At 66.1% G+C, this 10,579-nt stretch carries 10 protein-coding genes and 1 pseudogene; 6 read left to right on the top strand and 5 right to left on the bottom strand.

Annotated features, from left to right (window positions below):
- Positions 1–255 (top strand): IS30 family transposase (locus tag CQY20_RS26920; RefSeq protein ID WP_109789712.1); only part of this gene is annotated, 255 nt, incomplete at its 5' end.
- Positions 256–303: 48 nt separating this feature from the next.
- Here CQY20_RS26920 and CQY20_RS26915 read toward each other — a convergent pair.
- From CQY20_RS26915 to CQY20_RS26900, 4 genes are all read right to left on the bottom strand, one after another.
- Entirely contained in the window at positions 304–1,242 is a 939-nt protein-coding gene (locus tag CQY20_RS26915) for a R2-like ligand-binding oxidase (protein WP_097943285.1), read from the bottom strand.
- Positions 1,239–1,919 carry a TetR/AcrR family transcriptional regulator gene (locus CQY20_RS26910; RefSeq protein WP_097943284.1) on the bottom strand — a complete coding sequence of 227 codons (681 nt, stop codon included), beginning with the start codon at positions 1,917–1,919 and terminating at the stop codon, positions 1,239–1,241. The genes CQY20_RS26915 and CQY20_RS26910 overlap by 4 nt, the downstream gene beginning before the upstream one ends.
- A 193-nt stretch (positions 1,920–2,112) precedes the next feature.
- Positions 2,113–2,733 carry a superoxide dismutase gene (locus CQY20_RS26905; protein ID WP_097943282.1) on the bottom strand — a complete coding sequence of 207 codons (621 nt, stop codon included), beginning with the start codon at positions 2,731–2,733 and terminating at the stop codon, positions 2,113–2,115.
- Between the two features lie 354 nt (positions 2,734–3,087).
- Positions 3,088–3,996 carry a manganese catalase gene (locus CQY20_RS26900; RefSeq protein ID WP_097943280.1) on the bottom strand — a complete coding sequence of 303 codons (909 nt, stop codon included), beginning with the start codon at positions 3,994–3,996 and terminating at the stop codon, positions 3,088–3,090.
- A 280-nt stretch (positions 3,997–4,276) separates the two neighbouring features.
- On the opposite strand from CQY20_RS26900, the gene CQY20_RS26895 reads away from it, so the two are divergent.
- A complete protein-coding gene (locus tag CQY20_RS26895; protein ID WP_097943279.1) occupies positions 4,277–4,732 on the top strand; it encodes an STAS domain-containing protein in 456 nt (151 codons plus the stop codon).
- 49 nt (positions 4,733–4,781) lie between these two features.
- Here CQY20_RS26895 and CQY20_RS26890 read toward each other — a convergent pair whose 3' ends face one another.
- Positions 4,782–6,128 (bottom strand): cytochrome P450, encoded by a 1,347-nt coding sequence (locus CQY20_RS26890; protein ID WP_097943278.1) that lies wholly within the window; start codon positions 6,126–6,128, stop codon positions 4,782–4,784.
- 132 nt (positions 6,129–6,260) lie between these two features.
- Between CQY20_RS26890 and CQY20_RS36240 the strand changes: the two are divergent.
- The 4 genes and pseudogenes from CQY20_RS36240 (at position 6,261) to CQY20_RS26870 (ending at position 10,564) form a co-directional block, all read left to right on the top strand.
- Positions 6,261–7,363: pseudogene (locus tag CQY20_RS36240) on the top strand (alpha/beta hydrolase fold domain-containing protein).
- A complete protein-coding gene (locus CQY20_RS26880) occupies positions 7,363–8,439 on the top strand; it encodes an NAD-dependent epimerase/dehydratase family protein (protein WP_097943277.1) in 1,077 nt (358 codons plus the stop codon). Before CQY20_RS36240 ends, CQY20_RS26880 begins: the two are co-directional and overlap by 1 nt.
- Positions 8,440–9,603, top strand: a complete 1,164-nt coding sequence (locus CQY20_RS26875; RefSeq protein ID WP_234816432.1) for a flavin-containing monooxygenase — start codon at positions 8,440–8,442, stop codon at positions 9,601–9,603.
- Positions 9,604–9,613: 10 nt separating this feature from the next.
- Positions 9,614–10,564 (top strand): DUF808 domain-containing protein, encoded by a 951-nt coding sequence (locus CQY20_RS26870; RefSeq protein ID WP_097943276.1) that lies wholly within the window; start codon positions 9,614–9,616, stop codon positions 10,562–10,564.
- The last annotated feature ends 15 nt before the right edge of the window (positions 10,565–10,579 follow it).

Genomic DNA, 10,579 nt, shown 5'->3' with positions numbered 1-10,579 from the left:
GAGCTCGATATCTACTTCTGCGATCCGCACTCGCCATGGCAACGCGGCAGTAACGAGAACACCAACGGGCTGCTGCGCCAATACTTTGCTAAAGGCACCGACCTATCAGTGTTCCCGGCCGACTACCTCGACTACGTTGCCGCCCAACTCAACACCCGACCCCGCAAAACCCTCGGCTGGAAGAAACCCGCTGAAGTCCTCGACGAGCTACTCTCAAACCCGCCAAAACCACCCGCTGTTGCATCCACTGCCTGAAATCGCCCAGGAAAGGGCGGACCTTTGCGTCTGCTCGCGGGAAGAGAGTTACGCCGAGGCGGCCAGCGCCTTCTTGTCCTCGTCGGCGAAGGTGTCCTCGAGCGTCAGCGGCGAGTAGTCCAGATCGATCTCGGCGACCGGACGGCCGCGGGCGCTGGCGATCGTCCCGAAGCGCCGCATCCCCTTGTCGCTGGCGTACTGCTGGAACTCCTCCATCGCCAGATCGAACGGAACCTCGTCGTACAGCGCGAAGCCGTCTTCGGTGTTCTTCAGCGCCAACGGGATCAGTTCATTCATCCGCTCCTCGAACACCTTCCAGTTCGAGTCGTCGGCGGCCACGTGGCGTCGGCAGGTGAACGTGCCCCACGCCATGTGGCGGCGCTCGTCGTCGCCGATGCGCCGCACCAGCTCCTGCATGCCGGGCAGGATGCCGCGATCAACGCAAATGCGGTGCCACGCATAGTATCCCGTCAACGCCATCATGCCCTCGATGACGTGGTTGTAGGTCACCGACGCTCGCACCTGAGCGGCGGGGGATGGGTCGGCGGTCAACGCCTCCAGTGAACTCGGCAGCTCCTCGTAGAACATCTGCCGGTAGGCCGGAAGCTCATCGATGTAGTGGTGCAGGTCTTCGGTGAGTCCAACCGCATCGAGCCACATCCGGAACACCTGCGTGTGCTTGGCCTCCTCGAACGCGAACTGCGTCAGATACATTTCGTCACCGAGGCGTCCTTCGGCCCGCATGGCCGCCATGAACGGCTGGATGTCCTGGGTGACTGCTTCCTCGCCCGCGATGAACTCGGCGCACAGCCTTGCGGCCCAGTCGCGTTCGAGTTCGGTCAGCGACTCCCAGTCCTCCCGGTCGCGGGAGAAGTCGATGTCGGCGGGATTCCAGAATTTCGCGTTGCCCCCGGCGAACAACTTCAACGGAAGGCTGTCCCAATTGAGGCCACCCGCGTCGAGTGAGGCTGAGTTCTTTCGTGTCATCTGCTGACCTCCTTGGTCGTCTTGCGGGCTGGGCTGGTGGAAGAGAAGGCGTCTGCCAGGACGGCTACGAGCCGACGCACCGCGAGTGCTGGCTGTTCCGGGGTCGGGTCGTCGAGCCCGAGGACCGGGTCCATGCCGCGCACATAGGGCGCCAGCGCCATGTGCGGGAAGATCATCAACAACAGCGACAGCAGCGCGTCGGTGTCGCAGTCGGCGCGCAGGTCGCCGCGGGCGTGTGCGTCGCGCACCAGCGGCCGCAGCACCTCCAGATAGTGGCGGTGGATGACCGTGCGCACGCTGACGCGCGCCTCGGTGTCGACTTCGAAGCTGGACGCCGCGTGCAGCGCGCGGTCCTGCGGGTGGTCGGCGAAGTATGCCACCCAGGTGTCGAGCAGGTCGGTCAGAAACTCGAAGAACGGGCGCGTGGGATCGAGCTCGCGGATGCGGTCCTCCATGAACGAGCGCACCCGCTGGCTGCCCACGTCGGCGATGTATGCGTAGAGGTCACGCTTGTCGGCGAAGTACTGAAACAGGCTGCCCTTGGCGACGCCTGCGCGCCGCGCGATGACGTTCAGGCTGCCCTGCGAGAAGCCGTGCGCACCGAATTCCGCCTCCGCAGCTTCGATCACCGCGGCGCGTCGGCCCGGGTCGACCCGGGCCCATGTGACCGTCGGCATTGGCGCCTCCCACGGTTCGATGACCACTGGTCATATTACTGTGATCGGCGTCACGGTCAAGCGGCGTTCTAGGTCCTACAGGCACGCAGAACCTGCAGCAAACACCGGCGTGAGCGCTCACTGAGGTACGTTTCCAGGCCGGGATTGCGTACCAGGCTGAGCGCTCGCTGGAACTCGCGGGGCTGGGCTCCGGCTAGAAGATCAACCCCTGCGCCTTGCTGGTCGCAGCGGTGAAGCGGTTCTGCACGTCCTGCCAGTTGACGACGTTCCAGAACGCCTTCACGTAGTCGGCCTTGACGTTCTTGTACTGCAGGTAATACGCGTGCTCCCACATGTCGACCTGCAGCAGCGGGATGATGCCCAGCGGCACATTGGCCTGCTGGTCGTAGAGCTGGAACGTCAGCAGGCGCTGCCCAAGAGTGTCCCAGCCCAGCACGGCCCAGCCCGAACCCTGCAACCCGTTCGCGGCCGCGGCGAATTGGCCCTGGAATCTGTCGAACGCGCCGAAGTGCTCGTCGACGGCGGCCGCAAGTTCACCGGTCGGCTTGTCGCCGCCGTTGGGGGACAGGTTCTTCCACCAGATCGAGTGGTTGACGTGACCGCCGAGATGAAACGCGAGGTTCTTCTCGTTGAGCAGGATCGCCGAATGGTCTCCGGTCGCGCGGGCCTCCTCCAGCTTCGCTAAGGCGTCGTTGGCGCCCTTGACATAGGTGGCGTGGTGCTTGCCGTGGTGAATCTCGTTGATCTGACCCGAGATATGCGGCTCGAGCGCGCCGTAGTCGTAGTCCAGATCGGGCAGCGTGTACTCGGCCATCGATGCTTCCTCCTGCGCCAATTACTATCTGTCCACCTGTTCAGATGTTCAGATGTAGTGTACTGTAATCATGTGGGTCGGCCGTACGCGGCATCGATGCAGCACATCATGTAGCGAACTGCCTTTGCGGCGGCGGCAACGCGACGGCCGATCCGCTCTTTCTTGCTGCCGCTCTGAATTGCGTTGGTGCGGACTGTATTTCGTCGATGAGGATGGCAGCGTCGCTGGCATCGTCGCGCTGACGCCAATCCGCGACACGACGCAGTCCAGCGTGGCGGCCAGACCATGCTGTCCTTTCCGGAGTGCTCGCACGTCGCGGTGCGGCATAGGCCGGCACCGCGACGCGAAGCGGTGTCACGTCTTGTCGGGATCGACCGCGTCCTTCAACTTGCCCATCAGCCCCTTCTCGGTGCCGAAGGCCGGCGTCCGCGGTTCGCCCATGCCTCCGTCATAGGTGCAGTAGAGCTTCGGGTCAGGCGGCGGTCCGGACTGCCGGTCGCCGAGCGGTTGCGGGTCGGCGAGGAACTGGCCGGTGTGACGACCATCCGGCAACGGCCCGATCCATCGGCCCTTGTCGGAGTCATTCCCGTCGGACAGATGCCACAGGGTGCTCGCGTGCTCCTCGAACTCCTCGTCGAACAGGTCGTTGGGTGCCACCACGCCCTCCACGCCGTCGGCTTGCAGTTCCTCGATCGCGGCCAGCCACATGTTCTGGTGATAGGTGTCGCGGGCCAGGTTGAACTTGAGCATGGCCTTGACGCCCGGGTCGTCGGTCATGTGCCACAGCCGCGCGGTCTGCACCCGGCCCTGCGCCTCGGCCGCGGCGTTGGCGCGGAAGTCGGCGAGCAGGTTGCCCGACGCCACGATGTACTTGCCGCTCCACGGTGCCCCCTGGCTGTCGGACAGCGTCGGTGCGCCACCGGAGACGATGGCGTGTTGCGGGTCCATCCCGCCCATCACCGCGGCGACCACGGGATCGCCGAGCGCGTTCTCGGTGGCGTCGGTGGCCGGTGCGCTCTCCAGCAGGCGTGCGATCATCGTCGCGATCATCTCGACATGGCCGATTTCCTCGGTCGCGATGTCCATGATCAAGTCCTTGTACTTACCCTTCATGCGACAGTTCCAGCCCTGCATGAGGTATTGCATGGTGACGGTCATCTCGCCGTACGCACCACCGAGCAACTCCTGCAGCTTCCGGGCGTACACGGGGTCCGGCTTTTCCGGCTTGACATCAAACTGCATGTAGTCGGTATGTCTGAACACAAGCAACTCCTGAGATCTCGTGAAGCAATCGTTTTCACGAAGTACCCGAGGACTTCTTGGTCAAACAAACAGTCGTTAGGCCATCCAATGAAAACTCACCGCAGATTCGGTACGGGAAGCGAAACAAAGAATCGGTTCAGTTCCACCGCTGCCGACGCAGAAGTGGAGTAGCGTCAGGGCAGCGGTTGAGTTGACAGCCTGTACGCCTGCATCAGGTGAACCTCATGGGTTGCGATGGGCCGAAGCGCCCCCTCCAAACCTGCTCCATCAAAAGGTAGACATGACCGTAGATATGACTCTCCCCGAACAACATTCGCGCCCCCAAGGCGCCGGTTGGCGGACAGCTTCCATCTCTGTCGAAACGCGTGGGTCGACGACGTTGATATCCGCCAGCGGGGAGGTCGACGCGTCGAACGCCGACTTTCTGGCCACTGTGCTCACCGGATTCACCCAGCGCAGAACGCCGGTGGTGCTCAATTTGGCCGATCTTGAATTCGTTGGCACACAAGGGCTTCGAGTGCTACTTCACTTCGACGATGAGTGCCAGCGCGGCGGTGTGCCGTGGACACTTGTGCCATGCGGGACGATGCGCGAGCTGTTCGGGGTGTTCCGCCTCTTCGACCAACTTCCAATCGTTGACTCGGTCACCGCTGCGGTCGATTCGTTTGAATGCACGGGCATACCCCACGAAGGGAAGAACCGGGCCCGCGTGACTCGCGACAAGCTGCGGTGCTGAGCACTGGACCGCAGGGCCGTCGGCGTGATCCCTAAGCACCCTAAGCGGCCTAAGCGGTGGACATCGCCGATGTCGGTGCCACCGCGAAGTCGAGCGCGAACTGGTTGACCGTCATCGGCAGCGGCTGCTGCGGCGACAGCCGAGGTTGCGATGTCAGCCGAAAGTCCAATGCACTCAACAGATGCGCCAACACGCTGCTGGTCGTGAACAACACGAGGTCGCGTCCGGGGCATTCGGCGGGGCCCGCGGAGAACGGCACCAGCTGCGGGTAACGCTGTGCGCGCCCGTCCAGCCAGATATCGGGGCTGAAGTGGTGCGCGAATGGCAACAGCTCGTCGTCCCGGTGGAATGCGGGCGCCACGATCATCAGCCCGGCGCCAGCCGCGACGGTGAAGCGTTCGGAGCCGCTGCGCCACTCGGTGTCTTCGGTGATGTCGCGGAGAATCGTCGGCGTCGTCGGCCACAGCCGCACGGACTCGAGCACGCTCGCGCGCAGGAACTGGCGCGACAGCGGCGCATTCGGAGTCGCAGCGTCCTCGACCGCACGCGTCAGCTTCTCCGGATGGCTGGCCAGCAGCGCCAGCGCACGCAGCGACGCCATACCGGCGGCGTCGAACGCGAACAGCCACTGCGGGACCTGACCGACCGCATCGACGGCTCCGGAGGTTGGCGTCGATGCCACCGCGGCCATCAGCGTGTCGGGTTGTGGGTTCTCGGCGTAGCCGTACAGCCGCTGGAAGAACCGTGCGCGCGCCCGGTAGTGCGGCAGCGACAGGAACGACCAGTTTCCGGCACTGCGCAGCCGACTCAGGGAGCCGGTGATGTCCTCGTCGTCCCGCGCCGACGGCCCGAGCGTCAGCCGTCGCACCATTCGCCACCAGCCGCGCATGAACAGCGTCGAGTCGAGGTGGCCGCCGCGCGTCGCGTGGTCGATGATCTCGGCGGTCTCGGCGGCGATCACATCGCTGAACGCGCCCGCCAGCCGGTGCAGATCGGAGCCGAAGTCGAGAACCGCTTCGTTGAAGCGGCGCCGCTCCTGGCGGATCGGGCCCTGCGAGATCAGTACTCCGTGTGGCTGGAACCATTGCAGCGCTTTGCGCTTCTCGGCGTTGGCGGGATGGAACGGATCGGGCGCCCCGTCGAGCACGCGGCCGACGTCCTCGGGATCGGTGATCACCAACATGCGGCGGCCTGGCAGCACCAGTTCCACGGGACCGCGGCCGAACTGGTCGCGAAGCTTCTTCATCCGCGCGAGCGCCCTGGTGTCGGCCTGAAGCTTCTCCAGAACGCGGACGACCGGGGGACGACGCGCGATCACGCCCGCCGCGATCGACGCGGACCCCAGGTCAGCGAGGGTGGCGGCGGCCTGTACGCCGGTCAACTGATTCCTGTGCATGCCCACCCCAGCTCTCTACCCCTGACCAGCGCGGCCAAACGGTAATCGGCGTTGCCGCGTTTCGCCGAGGCGCGCCTCGGGTACAGGTTGCCGACGCCGTTGCGGCGCCATACGACTTTTCTGGGAGGGCTGATGTTCGTTCATCCCGCGGATGTCTTGCTCGCCTCCACGCGGCTCTACTCGTCGCTTCCCGTGGTCGGTAAGCACCTCGAACCGTTCGCCGGACTGACCGCGATGGCCCTCTGGGCAGGCCACTACGCACCCGCGGCCATCCGCGCGGCGGTCAAGCGCCGTACGGTCGGCCCACTGGTCGACGCGGCGGTCGAGGCGACGCAGGGATCGGCCCCCACCGCGAGCAGAATTCCTCCATTCCTGCGGGCCAGCGCACAGCGGCGATGGTGCCTGTATCGCGGCTCGGTCCGCTACGGCGATCACCCCGCTCAGTTGCTCGACGTCTGGCGCAGGCCCGACCTGCCGGCGGATGCGCCGGTGCTGTTGTTCGTGCCGGGCGGCGCATGGGTGCAGGGCAGGCGAGTGCTGCAGGGCCACACACTGCTGTCGCACCTCGTCAAAGCTGGCTGGGTCTGCTTGACGATGGACTACCGGGTCTCACCGGTGCACCGCTGGCCGCGCCACATCGCCGACGTCAACGCCGCCATCGCGTGGGCGCGCGCGCCAACATCGGCGACTACGGCGGCGATCCCGGCTTCGTCGCCGTCGCGGGATGCTCGGCAGGCGGCCATCTCGCTTCGCTCGCCGGTCTCACCCCAGGCGACCCGGACTTCCGCGGCGAACTCGACGACGACGCCGACACGTCGGTTGATGCCGTCGTCAGTATCTACGGCCGCTACGACTGGGAGGACACCTCGACCGCAACGCGTCGCAACTTCCAGAGCTTCTTGGAACGGGTTGTGGTGCGGCGCAGCCAGTCTCGACATCCTGAGGTCTTCGCCGCGGCCTCACCGCTGGCGCGGATACACGAGGATGCGCCGCCGTTCTTCCTCATCCACGGCGAGCTGGACACCATCATCCCGGTGGGCGAGGCCCGGCATTTTCGCGATGCACTGGACGCGACCTCGCGCAACCCGGTCGTCTACTCCGAAATTCCCAGGGCCGGGCATGCTTTCGACCTCGTCGACACTTCGCACGCGCGCCGCTGCGCCGTTGAAGTGGGGAGGTTCCTCGACGACGTGCGGGCCAGTCGGGTCGAAAACCGTCCTGCCGCGGCGGTTTGATGCGAATAGTCGTCACCGGAGCATCGGGCAACGTCGGCACAGCGCTGCTCCGCCGGTTGACCGCGCCGGACAGCGGACATCAGGTCATCGGTGTCGTGCGCAGGCCGCCGCGGCCGGCCGGCGTCTACGCGAACGTGCAGTGGCGAAAACTCGACCTCGCCGGTCCCGATGCGAGTGGCGAACTGCGCACGATTCTCGACGGCTGCGACGTCGTCGTTCACCTCGCCTGGGGTTTCCAACCCACCCGAAACACCCGGTATCTGACCCGCGTCGGTGTCGGCGGCACCACCGCCGTCGTGGAAGCAGCCCACGCCGCGGCCGTCGGCCATCTGCTGCACATGTCGTCAGTCGGCACGTATGCGGCCGGACGCTACGGGCGGCGCGTCGACGAAACCTGGCCACATACGGGCATTGCGACGTCTCCGTACAGCCGTGACAAGGCCGCCGCGGAGGCCCTGCTCGACGACTACGAACGCAGACACGGCGACGCGGGTGTGCCCGTCACGCGGATGCGTCCCGGCTTCATCGTCCAGCGCGCGGCGGCCAGCGGATTGATGCGTTATGCGCTGCCCGGCTACGTGCCGATGCTGGCCGTGCCGCTGCTGCCGGTTCTGCCGCTGGATCGTCGGCTGCGCATCCCGCTGATCCACGCCGACGATGTCGCCGAGGCATTCGTGCGCGCTATCGAGCGACGCGCGACCGGGCCGTTCAACCTGGCCGCCGAACCGCCGCTGGACCGCGACGACGTCGCCGAAGTGCTTGGCGCCAAGGCAATTCACGTGCCGTCGGGATTGCTGGGTGCACTCGTCGACGTCAGTTGGCGGGCCAGGCTGCAACCCATCGACCGGGGTTGGCTCGACATGGCGTTCAGCGTGCCGCTGCTGGATTGCGCGCGAGCCGGCGACAAACTCGACTGGCACCCGCAATGGTCGTCGCTGGCCGCGCTCGCTGATGTGCTCAAAGGCGTTGGCCAGCAGGCACATACCGAAAGCCCACCGCTGCGCCGCAGATCGATGGTCGAGCAGGCGCGCCGAGACCTCACCCAAGGGCTGCTGACCACGAGGCGCCTGCCGTAGATGACCGGAATGCGCGACGAACGGGTGATCATCGTCGGTGCGGGGCCCTGTGGCTTGGCGATCGCGCGCCAGCTCAACCATGAACAGCACATCGACGCGCTGGTCGTCGACCGAGCCGACACCCCCGCGGCCTCGTGGCGCAACCGCTACGACGGCTTCCGGCTGAACACCTGCGGCTTCTGGTCTCACCTTCCCGGACAACACATTCCGCGTCGCTACGGGCGCTGGCCCGAGCGCGACGACATGGTGAACTATTTCGACGACTATGTGCGCCGCCAGCGACTCCGGCTCGCCCTCGGCGTAACCGTGAGGCGCATCGACGCCGAACAATCCCGCTGGGTGCTGACCACCGACAGCGGAGAGCTGAGCGCACACGCCGTCATCGTCGCGACGGGCAACTATCACACACCGGCGCTGCCGTCGTGGCCCGGCGCTGACACGTTCGCGGGAAAGCTGTTGCACGCGGCCGATTACCGCAATTCACGACCGTTCTCCGGACAAGACGTGCTCGTGGTCGGAGCAGGCAATTCGGCAACCGATATCGCCCTGCAACTGAGCGACGGCGTGGCTGATCGGGTGCGCATGGCGGTCCGCAAGCCGCCGCATCTGGTGCCGCGCGCGGTCGCCGGTGTGCCCGTCGACGCGTTCGCCGCGGTGTTCAGCCGGATGCCGGTGCCGCTGCTCGACCAGGCCGCCAAGCTGATGCAACGGTTGTGGTTCGGCGACGTGGCCGACGACCTGCCGGTGCCCGGGCGGGGGATCTACGCCTCATTGCTCGACGACGATCACGTCCCGACGATCGGTGATGAACTGACGCGGCGGGTGAAGACCCGCCGCATCGAGATCGTCGCTGCCGTGCAAGCATTCGACGACGGCCGCGTCCTGCTCACCGACGGCACCGCGGTCACCCCCGACGTCGTCGTCGCCGCTACCGGCTATCGGCAAGGCCTCGAGGCGATCGTCGGTCATCTCGGCGTCCTCGACGAAGCCGGCAAGCCCGCTGCCAATGGGTTGCCCTCCGCGGCTCCCGGCCTGTGGTTCGCCGGGTATGACGAGCCGCTGATCGGCCCGATGCAATCGTTTCGGCTGCAGGCCTCACCCATCGCCACGGACGTGGCGGGCTACCTCGCCGACGCACTTCTCCCGTACCCTGCGAAGCCATGACGGAGGCGCGATGAGCGCGGGATTGTTCGGGCTTCTTGACGACGTTGCCGTCCTGGCCCGGATGGCGGCCGCCTCGGTCGACGACATCGGCGCGGCGGCGGGGCGCGCGACGGCCAAGGCCGCAGGCGTCGTCATCGACGACACCGCGGTGACCCCGCAGTATGTGCACGGCATCGCGGCCGAGCGTGAGCTGCCGATCATCAAGCGGATCGCCATCGGATCGCTGCGTAACAAGCTGCTGTTCATCCTGCCCGCCGCGCTGCTGATCAGTCAGTTCGTGCCGTGGCTGCTGACGCCGATCTTGATGCTGGGCGCCACCTATCTGTGCTATGAGGGCGCCGAGAAGGCTTTTGCCGCCGTCTTCCACAGAGGCGGCCACGACAAGCCCAAGCCGGTCGCCGAGCGGGGCCAAGACGCCGAGAAGTTCATGGTGACCGGCGCCATCCGCACCGACTTCATCCTGTCCGCCGAGATCATGGTGATCGCCCTCAACGAGGTCACCGACCAGGCGTTCCTGCCGCGGCTCATCATCCTTGCTGTCGTCGCCGTGGTGATCACCGCGGCGGTCTACGGCGTCGTCGCAGGCATCGTGAAGATGGACGACATCGGGCTGAGCCTCACCGAGCGAACCTCGCGGTTCTCGCGGCGGGTCGGCAGGGGACTGGTTGTCGCGATGCCCAAACTGCTGTCAGCCTTGTCCGCCGTCGGCACGGTGGCGATGCTGTGGGTCGGCGGCCACATCCTGCTGCTCGGCACCGACACCCTCGGCTGGCACGCGCCCTACGGGGTGGTCCACCACGCCGAGGAAGCGGTCCATTCGATACAAGGCGTCGGCGCCGTGCTGGCCTGGTTGGTCAACACCGCCGCGTCGGCCGTCGTCGGCCTTGCGGTCGGCGCACTCGTCGTGGTGGTCGTGCATCTGGTCCAGCGAATCAAAGGACATTCGCGACAACCGCATTGATGGAACAATTGCGGA

Source organism: Mycolicibacterium agri (genome assembly GCF_002553505.1).
Lineage (GTDB): Bacteria > Actinomycetota > Actinomycetes > Mycobacteriales > Mycobacteriaceae > Mycobacterium > Mycobacterium agri.
The sequence above is the reverse complement of the archived record's forward strand: the minus strand, read 5'-3'. Positions and strand labels throughout refer to the sequence as shown.

Bases quoted from the DNA above. Each gene is read 5' to 3' on its own strand.
- CQY20_RS26905 (WP_097943282.1), bottom strand. From the start codon at position 2,733: ATGGCCGAGTACACGCTGCCCGATCTGGACTACGACTACGGCGCGCTC.
- CQY20_RS26895 (WP_097943279.1), top strand. From the start codon at position 4,277: ATGACCGTAGATATGACTCTCCCCGAACAACATTCGCGCCCCCAAGGC.
- CQY20_RS26875 (WP_234816432.1), top strand. From the start codon at position 8,440: ATGACCGGAATGCGCGACGAACGGGTGATCATCGTCGGTGCGGGGCCC.
- CQY20_RS26890 (WP_097943278.1), bottom strand. From the start codon at position 6,128: ATGCACAGGAATCAGTTGACCGGCGTACAGGCCGCCGCCACCCTCGCT.
- CQY20_RS26910 (WP_097943284.1), bottom strand. From the start codon at position 1,919: ATGCCGACGGTCACATGGGCCCGGGTCGACCCGGGCCGACGCGCCGCG.
- CQY20_RS26880 (WP_097943277.1), top strand. From the start codon at position 7,363: ATGCGAATAGTCGTCACCGGAGCATCGGGCAACGTCGGCACAGCGCTG.
- CQY20_RS26915 (WP_097943285.1), bottom strand. From the start codon at position 1,242: ATGACACGAAAGAACTCAGCCTCACTCGACGCGGGTGGCCTCAATTGG.
- CQY20_RS26870 (WP_097943276.1), top strand. From the start codon at position 9,614: ATGAGCGCGGGATTGTTCGGGCTTCTTGACGACGTTGCCGTCCTGGCC.